At 71.0% G+C, this 25,646-nt stretch carries 21 protein-coding genes and 1 pseudogene; 8 read left to right on the forward strand and 14 right to left on the reverse strand.

Annotation, left to right across the window (positions count from 1 at the left end; all coding sequences use genetic code 11):
• Nucleotides 1-373 precede the first annotated feature (373 nt).
• The gene (locus tag PYR91_RS03675) at nucleotides 374-1,204 is read left to right on the forward strand and encodes a class I SAM-dependent methyltransferase (RefSeq protein WP_279777483.1); all 831 of its coding nucleotides are present in this window, start codon (nucleotides 374-376) and stop codon (nucleotides 1,202-1,204) included.
• 315 nt (nucleotides 1,205-1,519) lie between these two features.
• Here PYR91_RS03675 and PYR91_RS03680 read toward each other — a convergent pair whose 3' ends face one another.
• Nucleotides 1,520-2,770: an acyl-CoA dehydrogenase family protein gene (locus tag PYR91_RS03680; RefSeq protein WP_279777484.1), complete on the reverse strand. Its 1,251-nt coding sequence runs from the start codon at nucleotides 2,768-2,770 to the stop codon at nucleotides 1,520-1,522.
• A gap of 407 nt (nucleotides 2,771-3,177) precedes the next feature.
• Here PYR91_RS03680 and PYR91_RS03685 point away from each other — a divergent pair, with 407 nt between their 5' ends.
• The 3 genes from PYR91_RS03685 to PYR91_RS03695 all read left to right on the forward strand — a co-directional run bounded on the left by PYR91_RS03685 (nucleotide 3,178) and on the right by PYR91_RS03695 (nucleotide 6,028).
• Nucleotides 3,178-4,338, forward strand: a complete 1,161-nt coding sequence (locus tag PYR91_RS03685) for an acyltransferase (RefSeq protein WP_347942856.1) — start codon at nucleotides 3,178-3,180, stop codon at nucleotides 4,336-4,338.
• Nucleotides 4,339-4,674: 336 nt separating this feature from the next.
• Nucleotides 4,675-5,274, forward strand: coding sequence for an RNA polymerase sigma factor (locus PYR91_RS03690; protein WP_279777486.1), 600 nt, complete (start codon nucleotides 4,675-4,677; stop codon nucleotides 5,272-5,274).
• Complete coding sequence (locus PYR91_RS03695; RefSeq protein WP_279777487.1) at nucleotides 5,264-6,028, forward strand: hypothetical protein; 765 nt, start codon at nucleotides 5,264-5,266, stop codon at nucleotides 6,026-6,028. The genes PYR91_RS03690 and PYR91_RS03695 overlap by 11 nt, the downstream gene beginning before the upstream one ends.
• A 187-nt stretch (nucleotides 6,029-6,215) precedes the next feature.
• Here PYR91_RS03695 and PYR91_RS03700 read toward each other — a convergent pair whose 3' ends face one another.
• The gene (locus PYR91_RS03700) at nucleotides 6,216-6,626 is read right to left on the reverse strand and encodes a hypothetical protein (RefSeq protein WP_279777488.1); all 411 of its coding nucleotides are present in this window, start codon (nucleotides 6,624-6,626) and stop codon (nucleotides 6,216-6,218) included.
• A gap of 258 nt (nucleotides 6,627-6,884) precedes the next feature.
• A complete protein-coding gene (locus PYR91_RS03705) occupies nucleotides 6,885-8,114 on the reverse strand; it encodes a cytochrome P450 (RefSeq protein ID WP_279777489.1) in 1,230 nt (409 codons plus the stop codon).
• 239 nt (nucleotides 8,115-8,353) lie between these two features.
• Between PYR91_RS03705 and PYR91_RS03710 the strand changes: the two genes are divergently transcribed.
• Both PYR91_RS03710 and PYR91_RS03715 read left to right on the forward strand, forming a co-directional pair.
• A complete protein-coding gene (locus tag PYR91_RS03710; protein WP_279777490.1) occupies nucleotides 8,354-9,841 on the forward strand; it encodes a PLP-dependent aminotransferase family protein in 1,488 nt (495 codons plus the stop codon).
• A 56-nt stretch (nucleotides 9,842-9,897) separates the two neighbouring features.
• On the forward strand, nucleotides 9,898-10,881 hold the full coding sequence (locus PYR91_RS03715; protein WP_279777491.1) for a hypothetical protein: 984 nt from the start codon (nucleotides 9,898-9,900) through the stop codon (nucleotides 10,879-10,881).
• Between the two features lie 13 nt (nucleotides 10,882-10,894).
• On the opposite strand, the gene PYR91_RS03720 is transcribed toward PYR91_RS03715, so the two are convergent.
• From PYR91_RS03720 to PYR91_RS03740, 5 genes are all read right to left on the reverse strand, one after another.
• A complete protein-coding gene (locus PYR91_RS03720) occupies nucleotides 10,895-11,776 on the reverse strand; it encodes an LLM class F420-dependent oxidoreductase (protein ID WP_279777492.1) in 882 nt (293 codons plus the stop codon).
• Nucleotides 11,777-11,907: 131 nt separating this feature from the next.
• Nucleotides 11,908-12,453: a dihydrofolate reductase family protein gene (locus PYR91_RS03725; protein ID WP_279777493.1), complete on the reverse strand. Its 546-nt coding sequence runs from the start codon at nucleotides 12,451-12,453 to the stop codon at nucleotides 11,908-11,910.
• Nucleotides 12,450-12,584: a hypothetical protein gene (locus PYR91_RS03730; protein WP_279777494.1), complete on the reverse strand. Its 135-nt coding sequence runs from the start codon at nucleotides 12,582-12,584 to the stop codon at nucleotides 12,450-12,452. Before PYR91_RS03730 ends, PYR91_RS03725 begins: the two co-directional genes overlap by 4 nt.
• An 83-nt stretch (nucleotides 12,585-12,667) precedes the next feature.
• Entirely contained in the window at nucleotides 12,668-13,927 is a 1,260-nt protein-coding gene (locus tag PYR91_RS03735) for a cytochrome P450 (RefSeq protein ID WP_279777495.1), read from the reverse strand.
• Between the two features lie 145 nt (nucleotides 13,928-14,072).
• Complete coding sequence (locus PYR91_RS03740) at nucleotides 14,073-15,650, reverse strand: BBE domain-containing protein (protein ID WP_279777496.1); 1,578 nt, start codon at nucleotides 15,648-15,650, stop codon at nucleotides 14,073-14,075.
• Between the two features lie 355 nt (nucleotides 15,651-16,005).
• On the opposite strand from PYR91_RS03740, the gene PYR91_RS03745 reads away from it, so the two are divergent.
• Nucleotides 16,006-17,352, forward strand: coding sequence for an extracellular solute-binding protein (locus PYR91_RS03745; RefSeq protein WP_279777497.1), 1,347 nt, complete (start codon nucleotides 16,006-16,008; stop codon nucleotides 17,350-17,352).
• Nucleotides 17,353-17,683: 331 nt separating this feature from the next.
• Here the strand turns inward: PYR91_RS03745 and PYR91_RS03750 are convergent, their stop codons facing one another.
• Both PYR91_RS03750 and PYR91_RS03755 read right to left on the reverse strand, forming a co-directional pair.
• On the reverse strand, nucleotides 17,684-18,400 hold the full coding sequence (locus PYR91_RS03750; RefSeq protein WP_279777498.1) for a DUF2306 domain-containing protein: 717 nt from the start codon (nucleotides 18,398-18,400) through the stop codon (nucleotides 17,684-17,686).
• A gap of 212 nt (nucleotides 18,401-18,612) precedes the next feature.
• Nucleotides 18,613-19,689 carry a DUF2855 family protein gene (locus tag PYR91_RS03755; protein WP_279777499.1) on the reverse strand — a complete coding sequence of 359 codons (1,077 nt, stop codon included), beginning with the start codon at nucleotides 19,687-19,689 and terminating at the stop codon, nucleotides 18,613-18,615.
• A 375-nt stretch (nucleotides 19,690-20,064) separates the two neighbouring features.
• On the opposite strand from PYR91_RS03755, the gene PYR91_RS03760 reads away from it, so the two are divergent.
• Complete coding sequence (locus PYR91_RS03760) at nucleotides 20,065-21,321, forward strand: acyltransferase (RefSeq protein WP_279777500.1); 1,257 nt, start codon at nucleotides 20,065-20,067, stop codon at nucleotides 21,319-21,321.
• A gap of 476 nt (nucleotides 21,322-21,797) precedes the next feature.
• Here PYR91_RS03760 and PYR91_RS03765 read toward each other — a convergent pair whose 3' ends face one another.
• The 4 genes and pseudogenes from PYR91_RS03765 to PYR91_RS03780 form a co-directional block, all read right to left on the reverse strand.
• Nucleotides 21,798-22,130, reverse strand: coding sequence for a YciI family protein (locus PYR91_RS03765; protein ID WP_279777501.1), 333 nt, complete (start codon nucleotides 22,128-22,130; stop codon nucleotides 21,798-21,800).
• A 169-nt stretch (nucleotides 22,131-22,299) separates the two neighbouring features.
• Nucleotides 22,300-23,856, reverse strand: coding sequence for an MFS transporter (locus PYR91_RS03770; protein ID WP_279777502.1), 1,557 nt, complete (start codon nucleotides 23,854-23,856; stop codon nucleotides 22,300-22,302).
• 654 nt (nucleotides 23,857-24,510) lie between these two features.
• Complete coding sequence (locus PYR91_RS03775) at nucleotides 24,511-25,407, reverse strand: prephenate dehydrogenase (protein ID WP_279777503.1); 897 nt, start codon at nucleotides 25,405-25,407, stop codon at nucleotides 24,511-24,513.
• Between the two features lie 33 nt (nucleotides 25,408-25,440).
• Nucleotides 25,441-25,646 (reverse strand): annotated as a pseudogene (locus PYR91_RS03780) (3-deoxy-7-phosphoheptulonate synthase); the annotation flags it as partial.

Here is a 25,646-nt window from a genome sequence, read left to right on the forward strand (position 1 = left end):
ACTAACGCGGCGGTTCGCCCGGGCTCGCCCGGCAATATCGGCTGATTGAATCGTCGCACCGGCGCCTTTCCAAGTCTTCTCCGAGCGTGCTTACCGGCCGTGACGGACGACATAAGGGCCGCTCGCGGCGGTGGAAGGGCCGGCGGCACAGCAACCATAGAGATGCGTCGGGCACGCGCGGGACGCGACCATGGCGGGACAGCGAGTTCTCCACCTCCGGTGGCGGACCGGACGGCTGGTTCGTCGAATTCCGCACGAGAAACCGTATTCCGGGAGACGCCTCCCGTCTCTCCGGCGGATTCTCCCCTGACACGGCCGCCGGCCTTCCCGGTTCGACGCGGCCTGTGATGCCACTCGATTGGAGTGACGATTCATGACTAGGGAATTGATCGACCCAGCCGACATCGGCACACACTACGACGAAGGCTCCCCCATCGGAGACGAGCTCCGCGACGGCCAGATCCACATGTGGTACTGGTACGACAACGACGACGAGGCCACGCTGCCGGAGGCCGTCCAGCGCACCAGCATCAAGGTCACCGACACGCTGGGGCTGCGGGCGGGCGAGCGGGTGCTCGACGCGGGCTGCGGGCCCGGCCAGACGGCGGTGTACCTCGCGCAGCGGTTCGGGGTGCACGTCACCGGCGTCACGGTGAGCAACTACGAGATCGAGCGGGCCAACGAGCGCGCCGCCGCCGAGGGCGTCTCCGGCCAGACGAGCTTCCTGTACGACGACTTCATGGACCTGTCGTTCCCCGACGACTCCTTCGACGCCGTGCTGGCGCTGGAGTCGCTGCAGAACGCCCCCGACCTGCCCCAGGTGCTGAGCGAGCTGTTCCGGGTGCTGCGGCCGGGCGGGCGCCTCTCGTTCTCGGACTTCAGCCTGGAGTCCGACTCCGACCCCGACCGGGTGGCCACGTTCATGGACACCCTCAAGCTGCGCGAGCTGCCCACGCTCACGCAGTGGCTGGAGTACACCAGGGCCGCCGGCTTCCAGGTCGAGGAGTACACGCAGTGCGGCCCGCGGGTGTTCGGCAAGAAGGGCAAGTACCTCAAGGAGGCCATGGGCCAGCGCGAGACGGTGGCCGCCAAGTTCGGCGAGGAGGCCCTCACCGAGTTCTCCCGCAGGCACATGGGCTTCTTCGCTCCCAGGAAGCACCAGATCGGCTACGTCATCCTCGCGGCCCGCAAGCCGTCCCGCTGACGGCCGCGCGACCCGAGAGCCGCGCCCTCCCGCTCACGGCCGTCCGGCTCCCCAGCCGGGCGGCCTCGTGACGTGTGGCCCCGGGCCGCGGACGTCCCCCCGGGCCGGCGGACGGCGAGGACAGGCGCGCCGCGGAGGCACGCGGACGGCGGGGAACAGATGAACGGTCCGGGAGCCGCGCCGCCGGTGAGACGAGAAAGGCGCCGCGGTCGCGGCGCCTTTCTGGCAATGCCGCCGGCCCGTGCCGGCGTTCTCTGCCGGCCGTGTCCAGCATCGTCGGTGGACACGGCCAGCAGGGCTCTGGGGCCTGGACGGCTAGTGGGGCGCGTCCTGGATGCCGAAGCGGGCCTTGGCGTACTGACGCTTGGCGATGGTGGACAGGAAGACGGCGAATCCGGCGTGGCTGTGGAACATGGACATGTCCCGCCAGACGCGCTCGATCCGCTGGCCCTGGCGCACCGCGCTGGAGCCGGCCGTCGGGAACAGGTAGTTCTCGACCGCGTGCCAGCACAGGTTGACCACCTGGTGGCAGATCGAGGCGAGCCGCATCTCCTGCTCGTTGGTGACCGCGTGCGCGCCTTCGGTGCAGATGTCGATCCACTGCTGGATGGCGTTGAGCACGGCGGCCTCGCCCGTGCCGATCATGCTGGCGGCCTCGCCGTACCAGTACTGGTAGTCGGCGTCCTCGGCGCGCGGGACCTGCGGCGGGAACAGGGTGCTCCTGGTGCGCATCAGCTCCTCGTAGGCGTCCAGGGCGCAGCGCGCCATGCCGACGGCGAGGGCGGCGTCCTCGATCACCATGAAGCTGAGCTGGCCGCCGCCGTACTCGGGGTTGCCGTGGATCTCGCGGCCGAGGGTGCCCTCGGTGACCGACACCTGGCTGACGTGGGTGTTGAGCGTGTAGCGGGCCGGGACGCGGGCGCCGTCCATGGTGATGCTGTGCGAGCCGCTGCCCTTGAGGCCGAGCTGGCCGCCCCAGTCGCTCAGGCGGCTCCACTCGCTGCGCGGCGCGACGAACATGACGGGCTCCGGCGGCTGCCCCTCCTCGTGCGACACCAGCGTGTGGCCGAGGAAGTGGGTGGCGTACGGCGAGCCGGAGCAGTAGTTCCAGGTGCCGCTGAGCACGTAGTCGCCCTCGGGGGTGCGCTCGTTGGTGCCGCTCGGCGCGACGGTGGCGGGGCAGATGAACTCGCCGCTCGCGAACAGCTCGGCCTGCGTCTCGTCGTCGAACAGCGAGGCGACGATCAGCGCGTGCGCCGACCCGAGGCAGTACATCCAGCCGGTCGAGGGGCAGCCGCGGGTCAGCGCCATCGTGACCCGCATGAACGTGTCGATGCCGAACTCGTAGCCGCCGTACCGCCGCGGGACGAGGATCCGGTAGAAGCCGGCCCGCCGGAACTCCTCGTGGGTGTCCTCGGCGTAGAAGGTGCGCTGCTCGGTCTCCGCCTGGCGCGCGACGAGCGTCGGTGCGATGGCCTCCGCCCTGGCGACGATCTCCGCCGGCGTCAGCCCGGGCTCGGGCGGGGACACGACTGCGTACTCGGGAACGTTCGTGGCTACAGACATTGCCGCGCAGGTCCTATCTCGAATGGTTGGTTGGATGCCATCGGCACGGCCTTAACCGTCGCATTCGGCCATGCAGACCAGCGTCACCCGTCCGCGCCGCGCGAGGCATCTTTCGTATTGCGCTGTAGCAAGACCCTTATCTTCGCCGGCGTTCCCCCTGGAAACCGCGCACTCCGCACAGGACCGCATTCTCGGACAAGCATGTCCGCCGCCGAGCTGCCATCGTCGTGTCCTGCCGCTTGATGAAAGGCGACCGCCTTGACCAGGTGCAAGACATGGACCGGTCCGCCGCCTGTTCGAGCAGTGAACCGGCCAGAACGTAAGAAGGTGCGTCAATGGTGCAATTAGCTACTCCCGTCAGTACGGGACCGGTCGCCCTGCCATCCCGTCTGCCGTCGTTAACGGGAATGCGGTTCATCTCCGCAGCAATGGTCTTCCTCACCCACGCCCTCAGCGCCAGCCTCTTCGCCTCGATGGAGGCGCAGGTGGCGTTCATGAACGTCGTGCTACAGGGTGGGTGGGCAGCGGTCTCCTACTTCTTCGTCCTGAGTGGCTTCGTGCTGACCTACGCGCAGCGCGCCACGGACACGCCGAAGACGTTCTGGCGCCGCCGCTTCCTGAAGATCTACCCGAACTACCTGGTCACGCTCATCGCCGCGGTCCTGCTGACGATGTTCGTGGCCAACATGGCGTTCGACGGCGGGACGACGGCCCTGCACGCGCTGCTGCTGCAGGCGTACTCGCCCAGCCTGGCCGTCAGGACGGCGCTGAACACCCCGGCGTGGTCGCTGTCGTGTGAGGCGCTCTTCTACCTGTGCTTCCCGCTGCTGGCGTGGGCGGTCAACCGCATCCGGCCCCAGCGGCTGTGGCTGTGGACGGGGATCGTGGTCGCGGCCATCTTCGCCATGCCGCTCGTGGCCAAGCTGCTGCCCGCGCAGCCCCCCATCCCCGGCTTCGGCCTCACCGAGCTGGAGATGTGGTTCATCATGCAGTTCCCGCCGGTGCGGATGCTGGAGTTCGTCTTCGGCATGGTGCTGGCCAGGATCGTCATGACCCGCAGGAGGGTCCCGCTCGGCCTCGGCGGCGCCCTCGCGTTCTCCATCGCCGTGTACGTGCTGGCGCAGTTCCTCCCGATGCACTACCGGGTCGTCGCCATCTCCGTCATCCCGGTCGGCCTGGTCGTCATGGCCGGCGCCGTGCGCGACACCCAGGGGACGACCAACTGGCTGGGCAACAAGGTCTTCACCTGGCTCGGTGAGACGTCCTACGCGTTCTACATGTGGCACTTCCTGGTGCTGATCTACATCCGCCAGCTGTTCGGCTCGCCGACCGGCTGGAGCACGCCCGCCGCGTACGGGATGATGGCGCTCCTGTTCGGCATCACCGTGCTGCTGTCGTGGGCGCTGTACGCCCTGGTGGAACGCCCGGTCATGCAGAAGTTCGCCTACTCGCGCCGCCGCCCCCGCCCCGGCGCCGGGTCCACCTCCGGGGGCCCCGGCGCGGGAACGCCACAACCCGCCGCCACCCCCGAGCCGGCCGCGGCCGGAGCCGCCACCCCGGCGAGCTGAACCACCCCGAGGACGCCTCCCGGCCTACCGGCCGCGGGGCGTCTTCGGCGTTCCGCCCCCGAGACACCGCGGATCTCAGCACTTCACGGCCTTCTTCGGGGGGTGGCGAGAAAACCATGACATTTCACAGGTGAGATTAATCGGCCCCCCGTCGTTCCTACACGGTGAGAAGGGGGGTTGTGCCTTGATGAAGTGCGCGGGAAGCACGGACACGTCTTCACCGCTTCGCGGCCCCGGCCCCCCGCTCGGACATCCACTCACTGTCGAAGGGAGCCCGTGGTTCATGAGGCTCTTACGCGGACTATCGCGGAGTGCGCGCGAGCACCAGGAGAAGGGTTGGACATAAGCGCGGGTGACGATGCCATCAGGAGCAGTTCGCCCCGCAGCGGCAACGACGTCGACTTCGCCGCCTTCTACCTTGAGGTGTCGCCGCGGCTCTACCGGTACGCGCTGACGCACTGCAACGGAGACAAGGACAGGGCGAAGGACATGGTTCAGAAGACCATGGTGAAGCTCTGGTGCGCGTGGCCCACGCGCGAGAGGTGGTTCGGCAAGAGGGTCGCCTACGCGATGAAGGCGATCTCGAACATGGCCGTGGACATGTCGCGCTCCCGCGCCCAGAAGCAGGAGGTGCCGGTCGGCGCGGCCCGCGAGCTGGACCAGTTCCTCGGCGACGGATATCCGCTCGACGACGACCTCTCCGAACATGGGGCGGCGGCGGTGCGGGCGATGCTGAAGCTGCCGCGGCGACTGCGGGACGCTGTTTTCCTGGTGTGCTACGAAGGCTATTCGAGAACGGAAACGGCGGAACTGATGGGGGTATCCGTAAACGCGGTATACAACTATCTGAACCGAGGACTAACCCAGCTCCGCACATCTCTAGAAAGGATCGACAATACGGCAACATACGTACGGGAGGGGCGACATGGGCAATGAGGATGGTCTTCGACGGTGCGTCGACGACTTCGCCCGGTACGCCTCGGATTTCGATCGCCACGCCGCGCTGATGGATTTCTACTCCGAGCTTCCTCATGAGCTCGGCCACCAGCGGCGGAGCGAGCAGCGGGCCGCCCACGGGGTAAGCACCCCGTGGGCCGGCCCCGGCCTCACCGACGGGGCCCCGCCGGTTCCTCCTGGATACGACGTCGAGCAGGAACTGGACGACCTTCTGGCGTCCTACATCATCTCGCACGAAGACGCGGACATGGAGTGGGCCGGAGACATAGCCCTGCGGATCGCGGAGATCTTCGACACGCAGGGTTCGAGAGACGACGCTCTGGCCTGGTGGATCGAGTCCGCGGGAAAGGGGAACGAAAGCGCCAGGGAGTACCTGACGGCGGAGGCCGAGGCGGTGGAGAGATGGCTGATCACCTTCTACTTCTCGGAGAACTGCCTCGGCAGGCCGAACCCCGCCTTCGAACCGGGAGGCCCGGGGCCGAACGACCCTCAGCCGCCCTATTCGTGGCCCGTGGTGCGGTGGCTTCCTCCGGAGGTCCGCCGCGGCTACCAGGGAACGCAGCCGGTCTCCGGCGCATGCCCTCCGGGCCGCCAGCACAGGAGGACGGAGCAGGCGTCGGGACGGCACAGGAAGGCTCCCGAACAACGGTACGCGCGATATTCCAGCGAAACGTCCAGCATCAAGTCACTCGACGATCCGTCACGCGGATTTCCTCGTGGGGAGGAAACATGAACGGGAAAGGCGCCGGACGGCCGGGCGCGGCGGCCGTCGCGCACGGCGAACTCCGGCGGAGGATCTCGTGATTCGACCTCCGCTCGGAACCTTCACGACCTGACCGGCCTCGCGACCGGCCGGACGACAGAACGGCGGAGCGGCGTCCCGGGGGGATGCCGACGCCCTTCCGGGAGAGCCTCACGTCTCATCCGACGGGAGGCTCTCCCTCACACGCGCCCTCGTGGTTGGCGATCCGCACGACCTGGTCGCCGTCGAGCGCCCCCGAGGCGATCGCCGTGCTGTGCACGGTCGCCCGCGCGACCTGGGCGTGCGCCGTTGCCAGCAGCGGGTTGTCGCGCACGTCGCCGTGCGCCCTCACCTTCACCCTCGCGTCGGCGTGGGAGTTGACCAGGGCGGGCCAGCAGAGCAGGGCGAGACAGACGCCCCCCGCGACCAGGCCGGCCACGGTCACGCCGAACCCGAAGGCGAGGGACTGCGACGGGGACGCCCCGATCACGAACCTCGCGAACGACGCGGCGCTCACGCCCATCGGCGGTGGGACGGAGAGCGTCGCGGAAAGCCAGGCGACGGGGCTCGGCTTCCTGCTCCTGGGCATGCGAAAGCTCCTTACCAGGCGGTGGGATCAGCGTTCTGCCCGCTGGAGGCGGAGGGACCGCCGGCGACCGGAACCCGGTGGGACCGATCGGGTGGCTCACCCCTTCGTCTCTTCTAACGAAGCGGGCCGCCAAGATCTCACCGTGGGCGAACGCGTGATCACCAAGCGCGGGACGCCACGACCGTCGGCGAGGCGCGGAAAGCCGCGAGACGGCCCCCGGGGCAGGGGCCGTCTCGCGGCCGTCGCTTTCGGCGTCGTTCACTCCACCGCGTGTACGGGCATGACGGAGTAGCCGTGGATGGCCAGGCTCGCCCTGCGGGTCGGGGGGGCCGCCAGGCTGAGGTCGGCGAAGCGGCGCAGCAGGGTGGGGAAGGCGACCTTCGCCTCCAGGCGGGCCAGGTGGGCGCCGAGGCAGAAGTGGACGCCGTGGCCCAGCGTCAGATGCGGGTTCGGGCGGCGGTGCAGGTCGAGGCGGCCGGGGTCGGGGAAGACCTCGGGATCGTGGTTGGCCGCCGCGAGGAACAGGGTGACGTGCGTGCGCGCCGGGACGCGGTACCCGTCGACCTCCACGTCCTCGGTGGCCACGCGGGTGGTGAACGGGAAGGGGGCGTCGAAGCGGAGCAGCTCCTCCACGGCCGAGCGTGCCAGCCCGGGCGTCGAGCGCAGTTCGCGCGCCCGGTCCGGGTGGTCGCACAGCGCCTTCATGCCGTTGGCGAGCAGGTTGGTGGTGGTGTCGAAGCCCGCCACGTAGAGCGAGGCCACCATGCCGATGAGGTCGCCCGGGGAGAGGCGGTCGCCGTCGGCCGAGCCGCGGATCAGCTCCGACAGCAGGTCGTCCCCCGGGTGCGCCCGCCGGTCGGCGATCAGGTCGCCGAGGTAGCCCCACAGCCCGACCGCGGCCGCGTCGGCCAGGGCGACCTCCTCCTCGGTGACCGTCGGCTCGAACACCCGCAGCCACTCCCGCATCGTCCGCCGGAGCCGCTCGTGCTCGGTCCTCGGCACGCCGAGCAGGTCGCCGATGACCAGCACCGGCAGGGGGTCGGCCAGGCAGGCCATGAAGTCGACGGGCTGCCCGCCTGCGGCGCGGCGCGCCATGTCGCCGACCAGCTCGTCGACGAGCTCCTGGATGGTGTCCTCCATCAGCTCGACCCTGCGCGGGGTGAAGGCGTCCATCGCCAGCTTGCGCAGCCGGGTGTGCTCGGGCGGGTTCATGCCGAACATCCCGCCGTAGCCGGTGACGTACGCCGGGTGCACCCGCCAGTCGGGCCGCACCTCGTTGAGGATCTCCGGGCCGAGCGCGCTGAACGCGCGCCCGCGCAGCACCTGCTCGCAGCCGGAGTGGCTGACGACGACGCACCCGCCCTCGGGGGTGAAGTGCACCGGTGCGGCCTCCAGCAGGCTCGCGTAGTGCCGGTAGAGGTTCTCCTGCTCACCCGGGGAGTAGACCAGGCTCAGCAGTTCCTCGCTGCTCCGGAGACCAGCGGACATGACCACGCTCCTCGCCGACGATGCCGATGTCCCGGAGATCCTCCGTGATCCCGGCCCTCGCGCGCCGACCACAATGCCCGAGAATCAGCCCCGAACCGGTACGGCCCGGTTCGGCGGACGGCCTCATCCGGGAGGAAAACCCTGGGGGGTGAGGCTGGGGGTATCCCTGACGACTCCCCCGCCCATTCCCGCGATGCTCTGCTCTGGCGGACGACGACGTATCGCGGGAAGGGCACACCGTGCGGCATCCAGAACCCCTCAACCTCCCGGTCATGCTCGACCCCGGCAGTCGCACGCCCTACCGCGAGCAGCTGGAGCGCCAGATCCGCGGCGCGATCAGGGGCGGGGCGCTGGAGCCGGGCGACCGGCTGCCCTCCACGCGCGTGTTCGCGGAGGTCCTCGGCATCTCGCGGTCGGTGACGCTGGCCGCGTTCGACGACCTGCTGCGCAGCGGCGTGCTGGAGTCCCGGCCCGGGTCGGGCACGTACGTCGCCGGGCCCGCGGCCCCCGCGCACGGCGGCCCGCGGCCCGGCTCGCCCGCCGCGGAGCCGGGACGGGGCGCGCCGGCCGCCGCGCAGCGCGACCGCGCGCCCCGCGAGGCGCCGCGGCGCCTCGTGCCGGTCGCGGAGCCCCGGCGGGCCAGGCCGGTCACCGACCTGCGGCCCGGGCAGTCGTCGCTGGGGAGCTTCCCGGTCCGCGCCTGGCGGTCGGTGTGCCACCAGGCCAGTCACCGGCCCACCCCGCCCGCCGAGTTCGTCGCGACCGGCTCGGCCGAGCTGCGGCGGGAGATCTGCCGCTACCTGCGCGGGAGCAGAGGGCTCGTCTGCTCGCCGGAGGAGGTGATCGTCACCTGGTCGGCGGAGCACGCCGTCGACGTGCTCGCCAGGAGCGTCCTGCCGCCCGGGACGGTCGTGGCGGTGGAGGAGCCGGGGCCGATCCGGCTCGACCGCTCGCTCACCGGGCGCGGCGCCCGGCTGTTCCCCGTCCCGGCCGACGAGCTGGGCGTGCTGCCCGAGGAACTGCCCGGCGACGCCGCGTGCGCGGTGCTGTCCCCCCGGCACCAGATGCCGCTCGGCGGCACGCTGCCGATGGCGCGGCGCCTGGCGGCCGTGCGGTGGCGGCGGCGCACGGGGGCGGTGCTGGTCGAGGTGGACGACGGCGCGGAGTTCGGGCAGAACGGCACGCCGATGCCGGCCCTGTACTCGCTCGACCCGGACGGCCGGACGGTGTACGTGGGCTCGTTCGAGGGACTGTTCGCGCCCGAGCTGCGGCTCGGGTACCTCGTGGCCGGGCGGTGGCCCGCCGGCGCGGTGCGGCGGCTGCTGGACGAGACCGGCGAGTCGGTGCCCGCGCTCGTGCAGTCGACGATGACCGAGCTGCTGCGGAGCGGGCAGGCGGCCCGGCACGTCCGCAGGACCGGGGCGCGGATCCGCGCGGCCCGCCGGGTCATCGGCGAGGTGGTGGCCGACCGGCTGCCGTCGGTGCGCCTGCTCGGGACCGGCGCCGGGGCGCACGCCGTCCTGCGGCTCCCCGACGGCGCGGACGACGTGGCGCTGGCCGCCCGGCTGCGGTCGGCGGGCGTGCGGGTGGCCACGCTGGCCGACTACCACCGCCTGCCCGGCCCGCGAAGGACTGGGCTGGTCATCGGCTACGCGCACCTGGACGAGCACGCCCTGCGCGCGGCGCTCGCGACCATCGCCGGGGTCATCGCAACCGGCGAGCGTTAGACGGCCCCGGCCAGACGGCCGGGGCCGGTTCATCCGTGACGAGGAAGGAGTGGCTGATGTATGCGACGAAGCTGCGTCTGGCCGGTTTGAGCGTGGGAGTGGCGGCGCTGGTGGGGGCGGGGACGGTGGCCTCGGCCGACGTGCCAGGCGGCCCGGCGTGCGCCGGGCCCGGGCCCGACCCGATCTGCGCGGAGCCGGCGGCGGTGCGCGAGGCGTATGAGGTGGTCAGGGCGCTGGCCTGGCATCCCCGGGCGAGGCAGGCCACGCTGCTCGGCTACCCGGCCCGCGACGGCGCGTCCCTGCGCGTGGCGTTCGGCCCGGCCGACCGCGACGTGGCGCGGGCGCTGAAGGAGCGGCTGGGCCGCCGGGTGTCGCTGGAGGAGAAGGCGCCCGCGCGGCTGAAGGGCTCGCTGACGGGCGCGCGCGCCGGCGACGCGTCCCCGCACTGGGGCGGCGCGGAGATCCAGGTGGCCACCACCACCTGCACGTCGGGCTTCACGGTGCTCCTGCCCGGCGGGGCGCGGGGCTCGGTGTCCGCCGGGCACTGCTTCGACGACGGTGACGGCCTGGCCTCCGGCCCGCACTACTTCGGCACCGCCCAGGGCGAGAACGGCTATCCCGCCTTCGACATGATCGCCGTCGCGGGCGGCGGCGCGTACACCAACAAGATCTACACCGATCCGGGCAGCCCGATCTCCCGGACGGTCACCGGAAAGGCCGACCCGGCGCTCGGCGCCTCGGTCTGCACGAGCGGCCGGCTGACGAAGGCCAAGTGCGGCGGCGTCGTCACCAGCACCGTCGGCTTCTACCTGCAGGGCGGCGGCATGACGACGAACCTGCTGGTCATCAGCAAGCCGGGGTCGCTCATCGGCCAGATCGGCGACTCCGGCGGGCCCGTCTACACACCGTCGGCGTCCGGCAGCGGGGCGACGATCAACGGCATGATCATCGGCGGGTACCCGGCCGGGGACACCGTCTTCGCCCACAAGGTCTCGACCGTCGAGTCGCACCTCGGCGTCACCGTGGCCACCACACCGTGAGGCCCCCCCGGGCTCAGGCGTCGGCGACGGCGGGGACGACCTTCTTGCCGATGAGCTCCACCTGGCGGACGGGGTCGGGGCCGGACACGATGCCCAGGGCGGTCTGGACGCCGGCCTCGGCGAGCGAGCGCAGGTGGGTGACGAGGTCGGCGGCGCCGGCGCCGTCGGGGCCGACGTCGAAGGGGAAGATGACGGTCTTCTCGATCGCGTCGTAGTCGCGGCCCTCGTCCACGCAGTGCGCGCGCAGGACGTCGAGCTTGGCGGGCAGGTCGGGGCCCGGGTAGAGGTTGCAGGCGTCGGCGTACTTGGCGACCAGGCGCAGCGTCTTCTTCTCGCCGCCGCCGCCGATCATGATCGGGGGGTGCGGCCGGGTGATGTTCTGCGGGTTGTTCAGCGGCCGCTGGAGCTGGTAGTGCGCACCCTCGAACGGGCGCTGGTCGCCCTGCTCGCCGTCCCACAGGCGGTGGCAGATCTGCACCGTCTCTTCGAGCATCTCGAAGCGCGCGGCCAGCGACGGGTAGCCGATGCCCATGCCGACGGCCTCGTCCTCGTACCAGCCGACGCCGAGGCCCAGCATGGCCCGGCCCTTGGACAGCACGTCCAGGCTCGTCACCGTCTTGGCGAGCAGCCCCGGCTGCCGGAAGTGGACGCCCGCCACGACCGGGGCCAGCCGGACCCTGCGGGTGTGGGCGGCGAGCACGGAGAGGGCGGTGAAGCACTCGAGGAAGGGCGACTCCGGGCCGCCGGCGTGCGGGCCCTGCCAGAGGTGGTCGCCGGCGCCGATCAGCGAGAACCCGGCGTCGTCGGCCGACTGGCCGATCTCCACCAGCGTGTCGGCGATGCGGGCGGGGCCCCCCTGCCAGGCGTAGTCCCCGATTACCAAGCCAACCTTCACGCCAGCCTCCGATGGGCTCTGTGACCGGACCAGTACGAGGTTTCAATCATCACACCGGGGACTTCGCGCCACATCTTTCGTGTTGCGCGGTCACGCCGGGACGCGGGCACGGCCGTCGCGCGGCCGGCCGCTCACGCCGGGCGGTAGTACAGGATGCAGACGCCGGGTTCGAACACCCGGGTCCGCACGAGTTCGAGGTCGACGCGGTCCTCGAAGTCCTCGAACAGGGGCTTGCCCTTGCCGAGGATCACCGGGTGCACCCACATGCGGTACTCGTCGATGAGGCCGAGCCGCATGAGGTCGCGCGAGAGGGCCGCGCTGCCGTAGATCAGCATGTCCTTGCCGGGCGCGGCCTTGAGCGCGGCGATCTCGGCGGCGAGGTCGGGGCCCGCCTGCCGGGAGTTGTTCCAGTCGAGCGTGCGGGGCGTCCGGGAGAACACGACCTTGGCGATGGCGTTCATCTTGCCGGCGACGTCGCCCTCCTCCCGCGGCCAGGCGTCGGCGAAGAGGTCGTAGGTGACCCGGCCGAGCAGCAGGGTGTCGACCTCGTCGAGCTGCTCGCCCGCGTAGCGCTCCATCTCCTCGTCGAAGACGTCGATGTTCCAGCCGTTCTGGCCTTCGGGCCCCTCGATGAGGCCGTCGAGCGTCACGAACGTCGACAGGATGACTTTCCTCACTGCGTCTCCACGTGATCGTTGACCGGTACGCACAGGGACACGCCGGCCGCCGGCTCGCGTGGTACGCCGTGGCGCGCGGCGTCCGGAGAGACGAACAGGTGGACCGGGCGGGCCCGGTCCACCTGTTCCATGACGAGGATCGGAGGTGCCGGGCGTTCAGCCACCATCACACGCGAGCCGCGCGCCCGGCACCTTCGGAAATGCGATGTGACGGTCAGTGAGCCTCGGCGGGCACCCGCGCGGTCAGCCGGACGGGCAGCTCGCGGTGGCCGTTCATGATGAAGGTGGGCAGCGGCTGGAGCTCCTCGGCCGGCACGGCCAGGCTGATCTCCGGGAACCGCTCGAACAGCGTGGACAGGCCGATCGAGCCGACCAGGCGGGCGATGCCCGCGCCCAGGCAGTAGTGCGGGCCGTAGCCGAAGGAGATGTGCTCCTTGTCGGCGCGGGCCACGTCGAACTCGCAGGCGCTGGCGCCGTGCACCTCGGGGTCGCGGCCGACGGCGGTGTAGTTGACCAGGATGGGGTCGCCCTTGCGGATGGTGACGCCGTCCAGCTCGATGTCGTCGGCGGCGAAGCGCAGCGGCAGGCTGGCCAGCGGGGCCTGTACGCGCAGCACCTCCTCCAGGACGCTGTCCCACGACAGGGTGCCCGCGATGACCTGCTCAAGCTGGTCGCGGTTGCTGAGCAGCTGGGTCACGGCGTTGGACAGGAAGTTGATCGTGGTCTCGGAGCCCGCGCCGAGGATGGCGAAGATGGTGTCGGTCAGCTCGCCCTCGGTCAGACGGGAGCCGTCCTCGTCGTCGCGCGCGGCGATGAGGTCGCTGGTGATGTCCTCGCCCGGGTTGGCGCGCTTGGAGGCGATGAAGTCGATCATCGCCTCGCGCCAGCCGGTGAGGATCGAGTGGGCCGTCTCGGGGCTGACGGTGGTGTCCACCATCATGTTGATGACGACGGCCGTCTTCTCCAGCACGCTGTGGTCCATGCCGATGATGTCGGCGACCAGCTTGGCGGGCAGCGGGTAGGCGAAGCGCTGGCGCAGGTCGACGACCTCGCCGGGCTCGGCGGTGGCGAGCCCGTCCAGGAGCTGGTTGGTCAGCTCGACGATGCGCGGCTTGATCGCCTCGATGCGGCGCGGGGTGAAGGCCTTGCCGACCAGCCTGCGCAGCCGGAGGTGGTCCTTGCCCCAGGAGGTCGAGATGTTGTCCATCGCGACCCAGCTGATGAGCTCCCAGTCCGGCGGGATCTCACCGTTGGTGAACGCCGGCCAGTGGGCGCGGGCGCTCTTGGTGACGCGCGGGTCGGTCAGCACCTTGCGGACGACCGAGTTGCTGGTGAGCATCCACGCCTTGACGCCGCCGGGGAGCTCGACCTGGACCGCGGGGCCCAGGGCGCGCACGCGCTCGGCCTCCGCGTGGATGTCCGTGCCGGTGACGTCCAGGACGACGGGGCAGCCGTTCTCCATGTGTTTCTCCAAGATCTTGTCGGTAGAGCTGGCCGGCGTTCCCGCGTACCAGCGAAAACTGAGAAGGGGTGTGGATACGGATCGGGAAGGCCGGGTGGGACACCGCCGCGACGTTCGGGGCGGCACCGCGACGGCGGTACGCCGCGGGGTCGGGGCGCTACTGCGGGGGCTGGATCGACAGGACGTGGCGGAACACGTTGCGCGGGTCGTAGCGCTTCTTGATCTGCTGCAGGCGCGGGTAGTTGCCCTTGTAGTAGAGGTCGTGCCACGGGACGCCGGAGGTGTTGAGCGCCGGGTCCGCCAGGTCGGCGTCGGGGTAGTTGATGTAGGCGCCGTCGGTCTGGTCGTTCGGCACGGGCGCGCCGCCGGTCTCGGCGTAGATGTCGGCGTACAGCTCGCGGATGCGGTCGATGTAGGCCTCGTCGTCGGCCGCCGAGGCCCAGGCGCCCTGGTAGGCGGCCTTGAAGATCGAGTCGCGCTGCGCGGTCGCCGTGGCGTCCGGGGCCACGGTGTTCACCTTGCCGCCGTACCCGACCAGCAGGAGCGAGGCCGGGTTGAACACCTCGCCCTTCATATGACGGTAGATGGCCGCGATCTGCTGGTCGTTGTAGCCCTTGCGGTGGTACGCGGCCTTGAGCTTGAAGCGGCGCGTCTGCGGGTCGCCCGGGTCGCCGTAGTTGGGGTAGGCCGCGGTGTACAGCCAGGGCGTGACGTCCTGCAGGGAGACGAACGGGTCGGCGCCGATCCCCTCGCCCACCGCGGACAGGAAGGCGGCCATCTTCTCCTCGGCGCCGGGCACGCCGTCGTCGATGAGCGCGCCGACCATGCAGCCCGGCGGCAGGGTGTGGTGGGCGACGTGCATGAAGGGGAACAGCGGCGCGAACGGCGAGTCCGCGTCGTTGTTGCGCTCGCACCAGTCGCCGAAGTTGCGCATCAGCCTGCGGAAGCCGTCCTCGCCGATGGAGTCCCACGACCAGATGGCCGCCCCGTTGCGGGTCGCGGCCGGGGCCTTGGGCAGCAGCTCGGCCGGGTCGGCCGAGGTGGCGTCCGGGGTGCGCACCCAGTAGCGGGTGACGATGCCGAAGTTGCCGCCGCCGCCGCCGGTGTGCGCCCACCACAGGTCGTGGTTGGGGTCGTCCGGCTCGCGGGTGCCGACCACGACCCTGGCCTTGCCGTCCTCGCCGACCACCACGACCTCGACGGCGTAGAGGTAGTCGACGACCGCGCCGTGGGTGCGCGACAGGGGGCCGAAGCCGCCGCCGGCGAAGTGGCCTCCGACGCCGACCTCCGGGCACATCCCGCCGGGGATGGTGACGCCCCAGCCCTTGAACAGCACGCGGTAGACGTGGCCGAGCGTGGCGCCGGACTCGATGGCGAAGGCGCGGCGCGAGGCGTCGTAGCTGACGCCGGTCATCTCCGAGATGTCGAGCAGGACCTTGACCTCGGGGTTGGCGATGAAGTTCTCCTGCCCGTGCCCGCCGCTGCGCACGGCGAGCCGCTTGCCGGCGGCCACCGCCTCGTCCAGGGCTTCGACGACCTGCCGGGTCGTGCTGACCACACGCACGTAGTCGGGGCTGCCGACGAACCGGTGGTTGGTGCCGCGCAGCAGGCTGTCGTAGCGGGGGTCGTCGCGGGTGATGGTCGAAGCGCCGAAAAACGTCCCGTGGCTCGCCGTGGAGGCGCCGGCGACGGCCGCCGCACCGTTCGGAGAGCCGTGGTTCTGTACTTCGGTCATATTCGTTCCTCCAACGGCCGGTCGGCGACGTGGGCCACCGCCCGACTCGGTCATGGTCCGCTCGGCTATCACCAGCCTGAGCGCGCGCCGACCTGGGTGCATCTCCCCATGTGCTCTTCATCGGCTCGCCGGGGCCGCTCCCCTCGGCCCCCTGCGGCGCCCCCCTTCCCCGTGGCCGGGCGCGGGGAGACAGCAAGCGTAAAGATGCGCGCGGACGGCGAAGGTGGCGACGATGGGCGTTGAGAAAGTGGACGGCCCCGCGTCTCGCGCCCGGCCGCCGGGAACGCGACCAGGCGATTCAGGCCGCTTCTAGGCCGCCATGGGCCCCGGCTTGCCTTCACGAAAGGATGCGCACGTGAGTGAGGCGAACCACTCCGACCGGATCGTCATCGACGCCCTGTTCTCGGGGTACACCTTCCCCAACTTCCTCGACCCGATCAAGCAGCGGGCCAGGGAGTTCGAGGAGCTGCATCCGCGATACCGCGTCAACGTGGGAAGCTTCTACTTCCAGAACCTCGCCGAGGAGATCTCCAAGGCGACCCTGGACGGCCGCCCGCCGACGATCGCGTCCTACTACAGCGGAGCCACCCAGCTCGCGCTCGACACCCTGACCCCCGACGGCAGGCCGCTGTGGACCTCCGTGGAGACGGCGATCGCCGGGCGCACCGAGATCCTCGGCCACCCGGTGGTGCTCGGCGACATCGTCGCCGCCGGCCGGGAGTTCTACACGATCGACGGCTCGTTCCGCGCCATGCCGGTGACGCTGTCGACGATGCACCTGTACACCAACATGACGATGCTGCGGCGGGTGGGCATCACCGAGGTGCCGACCACCTGGCAGGGCATCGAGGAGGCGTGCAAGCTGCTGAAGGAGCTTCCCGACGGCCCCTCGCACGGCATCAGCTGGGCCAACGACGGCAAGTTCTTCCAGCAGGCGATGGCCCACCAGGGCGCCCTGCTGGCCGGCAACGTCAACGGCCGCAACGGCCGCGCGACCACCGTCGACCTGGCCTCGCCCGAGATGCTCGCCTACGTCACCTGGTGGGCGCGGATGCACCGGGAGGGCCACTACCTCTACACCGGGAAGCTGGAGGACTGGGCGGGCTCGTCCAAGGCGTTCTCCGACCAGCAGGTCGCCTTCCGGCTGAGCTCGTCGTTCGAGGCGCCGTACATGGCCAAGGCGGGCGAGGAGAACGGCTTCGAGGCCGTGGCGACGCCGACGCCGTACAACGCCGACATCCCCTTCGCGGGCAACTGGATCGGCGGGGACGCCATCTGGATCGCCGACGGGCTGGACAAGGAGACCGAGGACGGCGCGCTGGCCTTCATGCAGTACCTCAACAACCCGCGCAACGCCGCCGAGTGGCACAGGGTGTACGGCTCGGCGCCGGTCACCAACGCGGCGGCCGAGCTGCTGGAGCGTGAGGGCTGGTACGAGGTGCACCCCTACCACCGGGTGGCGACCACGCAGCTCGACATGATCGACGGCTCGCCCGGTTCCAAGGGCGCGATCGTCGGCCACTTCGCGCAGATCCAGCACGCCATGATGTACGCGATGGAGGACATCATGGGCCGCGGCGCCGACCCGATCGAGCGCTTCAAGGCCGCCGCCGCCGAGGCGGAGCGGCTGCTGGACGACTACGGCACCAACTGCACCGGCACGGGCCCCCGCGCCGCGCACTGCCTGCTCATCGACAGCTGAGGCCGCGGCGCCCGCCCCGCGGGCGCCCTGCCCGGCCCCCGCGCCTCCGTGCTCTTCCCACCGGTGGTACCGCCGCCCGCGCGGCGGTGCCACCGGTTTCTCATGTGCCGCCCCGCCGCGGCCGGGCACGGCGGGCAGGGTGCGGCCCGGGAGACGGTGCTGCGGGCAGGGCGCGGCCGGGGAACGGTGCGGCCGGGGTCGTTCCGTGCGCGGCGCCGGCGGACCGGGCGGCGCCCGGCCGGCGCGGCCGGGCGCGGGCATGGCGAAGCCGCGTGGCCGGCAGGGGTGCCTGCCGGCCACGCGGCGGGGGTCGCGCGTGGCGGTCGTCCGGTCAGACGTTGACCGACTTGCCGGCGGGGACCTCGAGCTTGCGCCCGGCGGTGCGGTACAGCCACCACTGGACGACCATGAGGTTGCCCACCCAGCCGACCCAGCGGGCGGCTTCGAGCAGGTAGGTGAAGCTGACCTCGAACGGCATCCGCATCAGCACGTTGGTGATGACGGTGCCGACGACGTTGTTCATCACGATGGCGAAGCTGTAGAGCATGAAGCGGCGGTGCTGCGCGTACAGCCCCTTGCGGGCGTACACGAAGCCGGTCACGGTGAAGCCGATCCAGGACAACGTGGCGAAGGCCACGCCGATCTGGCCGATCGGCGGCGCGAACGGCACGAGGATGAGGCCGATGACTCCGCCGATCATCGCCGACACCACGTACACCCGGCCGCTGACCCGGTGCACCTTGGGGTAGCGCTTGCGCAGCTTCGGCCACACCTGCAGGACGACGGTGATCATCGCCAGGGTGCCGACGAACATGTGCACCGCCAGCAGCGGGTAGTACATCGGGAAGTGGTCGTGCGGGGGAAGCGGCGCGGTCTCCTCGGGCACGTAGATCATTGCCTCGTAGACCAGGAACGCCAGGACGACCAGCGCGAGCGGAATGATCCAGGGGCGACGCCAGAACGGCTTCGGCGCGCGGGGCCCGCTCGCCGGCCGCGCCGTCTCCACCGGGCGCTCTGGCGCCCCCACGTTCTGTGTATCTACTGTCACGGTTGTTCCTCCTGCTCGACGAGGCCCGGCATCGAGCCGTTCGTGTCACCGTCGCGGGTGACGTACCGCCGCCCCGTCAAGGGGCGACCTGCTGGGGTGGCGGAACGCCCGGGGAGGCGTTGTCACGTTCCTTGATCGGGACGTCCCGCCCGCGGTCTCCGCGACGCGCCTTCGGGCCGCGGGGCCCTGTGTGAAGCTGGTGGCCCGGTCGGTCAGGGACGCAGGATGTAGCTCAGGTCGGGAGGCAGCTTTCCGGCCAGCACGGAGCCGAACACCTCGGCGATCGCCTCGGGACCCTGGGCCTGGCGGATCGTGAGCCACGACTCCGTGCTCTCCAGGAAGCGGTCCTCCGACTTGGTGTAGCGGCCGTAGTAGGAGTCGGCGCCCTCCTCCTCGACGGCCTGCCACTCGACCGCCGGGGTGAAGAAGCCCTCGGCCTCCGGCCCGCCCAGCCCGGGGGGCGGGAAGACGGCGGCTTCGGGATGGGTGAAACCGATCAGCGTGGTGTTGAGCAGGTCGTCGGCGAATCGCTGGCTGACGTTGATCCGCACCTTGGCGTCGCCGGTGACGTCCACGAACACCGAAGGCCCTGCGGCCTCGACCGTCGCGAGCTCGTCGTAGGAGGCGACCGTGTCGTACAGGTCGAGCGCCCGGACGAACTCGACGTGCCGGGCGGCCGTCAGGCCGACGGCGGCCAGGCCGGAGTCGCGCGCGGCCAGCTCCTCGACCAGGCCGATGGACACCTTGCTTGAGGCACTGGTGACGATCACCGACCGGGCGCCGCGCTCGGCCTGCCGCGTGATCATGTCGGCGAGGCTGTAGGCGGCCGGGTAGACCGGGTGGATGAGCGCACGCCGGTCGTCCAGGCCGTCGGGCGCGCCGGCCCGCTCGAAGTTCCAGTACCAGGGGTGCAGGAACTGGCGCTGCGGGGTCGTGTCGGCGAACCCGCGCGGCGTGATCTCCGGAGCCACGACGTGGTGGGTGGACATCGGCATGTAGCCGAAGAAGCGGTCGCCGACGGCGATGTCGGGGTGCAGGGACTCCTCCACCAGGGCGTAACCCCAGATGGGCACCCGCCCATAGCCTTCGGGGCCGGGGAACGCGTCGAAGAACGGGATCTCGGACTCGCCGAAGCGCGCGTAGGTGGCGTTGTTGGTCGTCAGCCCGAACTTCTCGACGGCCAGCCGCACCTGACCCGGCTCCAGTCGGGGGCAGGACACGGCGCGGATCTCGCTGACCGTCAGATCGTCGCGCTTGATCAACAGGTCCCATCTGTCCGGCTGGGGCATGGTCTTCTCCTTCGGTGCTGCGTGCGAGAGTCGACTCACACCGCCAAATCGTTGCCCTTGCGCACGGTCCGTCGCATCTCCAGGAATGCGCACATAGAGGTCGATGCCATATGGCTGGGGGGCCGCATCGGCCCGCGCCGGCCGGGGCCCGCGCACCGCCGGCCCGGGCGAACGGGCCGCCGGCCTCACACACCGGCGCGGGCGCGGCGCGGCGGCGGCCGATCAACTCCGCAATACGGAATATGTGGCGAGAGGCGTGAAACGCCACGCTTGATGCACGGGCTCATTGGTTGGCGGGCGCCCGAAAGTGGTGTGCCCGTGCATCTGACCGCTTGATCGAGTTCCCGGGAGCCCGACCTTGGAAAGGCACGTCACATGGTGAACACGCCGACAACAGCCGAGCCCGATCCGGCGACTCCGAAGCCCCAGCTACCGTCACTGACGGGCCTGCGTTTCCTGGCGGCGATCAGCGTATTCGCGTTCCACGCGGTGTTAACGCCGTTGTTCGCCTCGCAGGCGTGGCAGATGCTGCCCGCCCGCGGCGAGGTGGCGAGCGTGTTCTGGCAGAGCGCCTGGCTCGGCGTCAGCTTCTTCTTCATCCTCAGCGGCTTCGTCCTCACCTGGTCGATGCGCCCCGGGGATCGTCTGGGGTCGTTCTGGCGGCGTCGTGCGCTGAAGATCTGGCCGAACCACCTGCTGACCTTCGTCGCCGCGGCGGTCCTGTTCGTCGGGGTGTTCAAGACGCCCTTCGACGGCGGGAACGCCATGCTGAACGTGCTGCTGCTGCAGGCGTACTTCCCGCCCCAGGAGATCTGGACGAGCTTCAACTCCGTGTCCTGGTCGCTGTCGGCCGAGGCGCTGTTCTACCTGTGCTTCCCGCTGCTCGCGTTCCTGGTCCACAAGATCCGGCCGCAGCGCCTGTGGCTGTGGGCGGGGGTCGTCGTGACGGCGATCCTCCTGGTCCCGCTGGTGGCTTCCGCGCTGGCGACGGGCCCGTGGCTGCCGCTGCCGCAGTCCACGCACTTCGAGTTCTGGTTCACCTCCAAGTTCCCGCCGGTGCGCATGCTGGAGTTCCTCTTCGGCATCATCCTGGCCAGGATCGTGATGACCGGCCGGAGGGTGCCGCTCGGCGTCGGCGGGTCGGCGGCGCTGTGCGTCGCGGCCTACGTCGTGGCGCCGTCGTTCCCGCTGTCGTACCCGCAGGTGGCCGTGATGGTGGTGCCGATCGGCCTGCTCATCGCCAACGCGGCCGTGGCGGACGTCGAGCGGAGGCGGAGCTGGGCGAGCAGCCGGGTCATGGTGTGGCTCGGCGAGGTCTCCTTCGCCTTCTACATGGTCCACCTGCTCGTGATGCTGTACATCCCCTACCTGCTGGGCAACCGGAGCTACAGCACTCCGGTGGCCCTGGCCGTGGTCGCGCTGATCCTCGCCGTGTCGCTGGGGATCGCCGCGCTCATGTACCACCTGGTGGAGCGCCCGATCATGCGCCGCTTCGCCTACTCCCGCCGCCGCCCGCGCATGTCCACCGTCGAGGCGATCGCCGAACCCCCGTTCGCCGAGGCCCCCGCCGAGGCGCGGGCGCCCGCGACGGCCGGCGCCGCGCAGGCCGACCCCGCACCACCCGCCCGCTGACCCCCCGCCCCGCCGGGCCGCCGGCGGGCTGAGCCCTTCCTCGAACCACCGGCGCGACGCCCTGCCGAACAGGCAGGCGACCCGCCCTGAAGACCACCGGCAGGAACCGACCGCTCCCCCCATCGGGGTTCCGCCGGCGGAAAGCCCGGCCAGGTCGGCCGTGGACCCCATTCCACTCCCCGACCTGGCCGGGCACCATCATGTCTGCGGACGTTCCGATCGCCGGTGCTCAGCCGGGCGCCCGGCAACGTCGAGCGGCTCCTCGACGGCGTCCTCGACGCCGCGCGGCTCCTCCCCCGTCACCCAGGCACGCGTGCCGGCCAGGCTCCCAGGCGCCGTGTCGTCCAGCGGTCACCGCCGCGGTGAGGCGGGGCCCGGGAAACCGAAAAGCGCACCGTCGCGGCGAGCTGGGGGCTCGCTTCACGACGATGCGCCGGGGTGCCGGCCGCGCGCGGCGGCCGTGGGCGTACTCGGTCTCAGCCGAAGATCGGGCGGACCTCGACGCCGCCACGCCAGGTGGCGGGGCTGAGCTTGGCGATCTCCACGGCGTGGTCGATGTCACGAGCCTCGATCACGCTGAAGCCGCCCAGTACTTCCTTGGAGTCGACGAACGGGCCGTCGCTGACGGCGCCGTTGGCGCGCACCGACTTGGCGGTGGTGCTCGGCTGGAGGGCCTGCGCGCTGACGGTGCTGCCACCGAGCTCCTCGATCTGGCCCCCGTAGACGCCGTGCGCCTCGAGCTCGTCCGCCGGGACGTCCGTCCAGTCGGCGGGCGCGGGAGCGTAGACCAGAATCGCGAACTGAGCCATCAGGCTTTCCTTCCGTTGGTGTTGGTGTCTCACTACGTCGAGCCGTCTCACGGTTGATCCTCGCGACGATCGTACGGCTCGGGCCTTCCCGGACGCCTGCCCCTGACGGAATTCTCGATGTCTTCCGATCATGGGACAGGGGTCCGGTAGGGGTAGGGGTGGGCGGCGGTCAGCCCTCGCGGGCGGCCACCGGCTCGGGGGTGGGAGCGGCCTCCTCGGGCGCCTCCGGCGGGGCCGGGGGCTGCGACTGGCCGGGCGACGGCAGGTCCTTGAGCACGATGGCGTTCATGATGGCCACCCCGATCAGCAGGATGCCGCCGACGGCGGCCACGACGTGCAGGCCGTTGGTGAACGCCTCACGGGCGACGCCGAGCAGCGCCGAGCCGATCTGCTCGGGCAGGCTCCCGGCCACCGCGGTGGCTCCGGCGACGCTCTCGCCGGCGGCCGCCGCGCCCTGTGCCGGCAGACCGGCCGGAAGGGTGTCGGCGATCTGCGTGCGGTACACCAGGGTGCCGATCGTGCCGAGGGTGGCGATGCCGATCGCGTAGCCGAACTCGTTGGCGACCTGGGTCAGCGACGACGCCGTGCCCGCCTTCTCCGGCGGGACGAAGCCGACCACCAGGCCGGTGCCCAGCGTGAGCAGGGGGCCGCCGCCCAAGCTGCACAGCGCGAACCCGATCATGAGCCCGACCGGGCCGGCCGTGGCGCTCACCTGGGTGAGCACCAGCAGGCCCGCGGAGGTGATCAGCAGGCCGCCGGCGATGAGGTGGGACGTCTTGAACCTGCCGGCGAGGTGCGGGGCCACGAGCACGCTGATGATACCCCCGGTCATGCCGGGGAGCAGGCCGAGACCGGCCGTGAGCGGGTCCATTCCCGCGACCGACTGGTAGTACCCGGTGATGAACAGGATGCTCGTGCCGGTGACGGCGCTGACGAGGAGCATGCTGGTCAGGGTGCTGTTGAAGATGCGGCTCTTGAAGAGGCTGAGGTCCATCAGCGGGTGCGCCAGCACGCGCTGACGACGCAGGAACAGGTAGCCGATGACCAGGCCGGCGACGACGGAGATGACCGGCGCCGCGCCCCAGCCGTGCTTGGCCAGCTCCTTGACGCCCCAGATGAACGGCAGGATCGCCGCCAGTGACAGGGCCACGCTCGCCAGGTCGACGCGCCCGGCGCCCTCGTTGCGGTACTCGGGCAGGAAGGCACGGCCCCCCGCGAGAAGCACCACCATCGCCGGCACGCCCAGCAGGAAGACCGAGCCCCACCAGAAGTGCTGCAGCATCACGCCGCCGATGATGGGGCCGACGATCGCGCCGACGGAGAAGCAGGCGGCCCAGATGCCGATGGCGACGCCGCGCTCCTTGTCGTCGCGGAACATGTTGCTGATGAGCGAGAGCGAGGACGGGCCGAGCGTGGCGCCAGCGACGCCGAGCACCGCCCGGGCCGCGATCAGCATCCCGGCGCTGGTGGAGTAGGCCGCCACCACGGAGGCGACGCCGAACGCCGCCGCGCCGATGAGAAGCAGCTTCCGGCGCCCGATGCGGTCACCGAGGGTGCCCATCGTGATGAGGAAGCCCGCGACCATGAACCCGTAGATGTCCACGATCCAGAGCTGGTCGGTGCTGCTGAGACCGAGCTCGGTGGTCATGTGCGGCAGTGCTAGGAGCAGCACGAACATGTCGAACGAGACGAGCAGCGTTGGGACGGCGAGCATCGCCAGCCCCACCCACTCCTTTCGCCCAGCTTTGACCTGCACATCGCCAGTCAAATTCCTGTTCCTCTCTACGTCGGCCGTACTTACTGCGGTTTGGCCATTACTGCGCGAGTGGTGCGATTTACATGGATGTGCTCAATATCAAGCCGGATTGTCCGGATTTGCGATATGGGGTAAACCCGCCATCGACTTCCGGCAGCGGCGCTCGCCTCTAGACATCCACCGTCAGGGCGCCAACGGCGCCCGGGAGATGCGGGAGACTTCGACGAGCGGAGCAACCAACAATCGCCAGGAACGATTTCGACAGCAGCACAGAGCCGAGGCTCCGCGCTCTTCGCGTCGGGGGACGACAAGGAGCGGGAGTTGAGGCGAGCCACGTCGACGAGGCCGGGAACCGGTCAGAGCCAGCTACGAAACGACACACCGACACGGGTCGACAGGCTGATGCGTGGATTCTTCCGCCGGAACGCATCGCGGGCCGCGATGCCGCCGAAGGCCTCATACCAGACGATTCACCTGTCATGCCGGTCGGCACGCTCCTTTCCGCCGCGGTGGCCGGGCCACGACCATCAGTCGAAATGCTTGCCCCAACATTGTCTCGACCGGACGCCCTGGGGTTCTTCTTTGAAAGTGCGCTCTCTGTTTCCAGTTTGTCAGGACCGCCGGTCAAGCCGCCGCGGTGAGCGTCCGCTCTTCCGTCTCCGCCCGCCGGGACGCCCCGACGATGTGCTCGCGGCCGATGTTGCCGCGGGTGAGCAGATCGGCCAGCGCGTCGTGCCGGGCGCCCTTGCCGCCCCGCAGCGCGGAGGCGGCGCGGGTGAGGTCGCGCACGACGGCGTCCAGCACGTCGGCGACCGACTCGGCGTTCTGGTCGAGGATGTCGACCCACAGGCCGGGAGCGCCGTTGGCGATCCGGGTGGTGTCGCGCAGCCCCGTGCCCACCAGCGACAGCGCCGTCTGGTCGGCGCCGGCGAACCGCGCCGCGAGCGCGGCGGAGATGACGTGCGGGGCGTGCGAGGTGGCCGCGACGGCCCGGTCGTGGGCGTCGGGGGCGAGCACGGTGGACTCCGCGCCGCACACCGCGACCAGCTCGGCGACCAGGCGGACGGCCTCGGGGGTGGTGTCCGGGTGCGGGCACAGCGCCCACGGCCGGCCCTCGAACAGCTCGGCGCGCCCGGCGGCGGGGCCGGAGATCTCGCGGCCGGCCATCGGGTGGCCGGGGACGAAGGTCGTGAGGTCGCACCCGGCCCGCTCGACGTCGGCGAGGACGCCTCCCTTGGTGCTGGCCACGTCGGTGTAGACGGCGCCGAGGCCGCGGGCCTGGGCGTCGCGCAGCACGGCGGCGATGGTGGACGGCGGGGTGGCGATGACGACCACGTCGGCGGCCGGCGCGCCGGGGGCCAGGGCGACGCCCGCCCCCATGAGCTGCGCCTGCGCCAGCGAGGCGGTGTCGCGGTCGGCCAGGGCGACGTGGACGCCGGCGCGCCGCAGCCCGAGGGCGATGGAGGTGCCGATGACACCGGTGCCGATGACGGTGACGCGGCGGATCCTCAACGACTTCATCATGCTCTCCCGTATCTCCCTGGACCCGATGCCTCAGCCGGCCACGAGCTCGCGCCGCGTGGCGGGCGTGCGCCCGGAGAACTCGGCCAGGTGCCGGATCGAGCGGGCCAGCTCGTGCAGGTCGTCCTCGACCAGGGCCTGCGGGCCGTCGCACAGGGCGATCTCGGGCTGGGGGTGGACGTCGATGATGACGCCGTCGGCGCCGACGGCGATCGCGGCGCGGGTGAGCGGCAGCACCA

This window comes from Sphaerisporangium sp. TRM90804 (genome assembly GCF_029846175.1).
In the GTDB taxonomy this organism is placed as follows: Bacteria; Actinomycetota; Actinomycetes; order Streptosporangiales; family Streptosporangiaceae; genus Sphaerisporangium.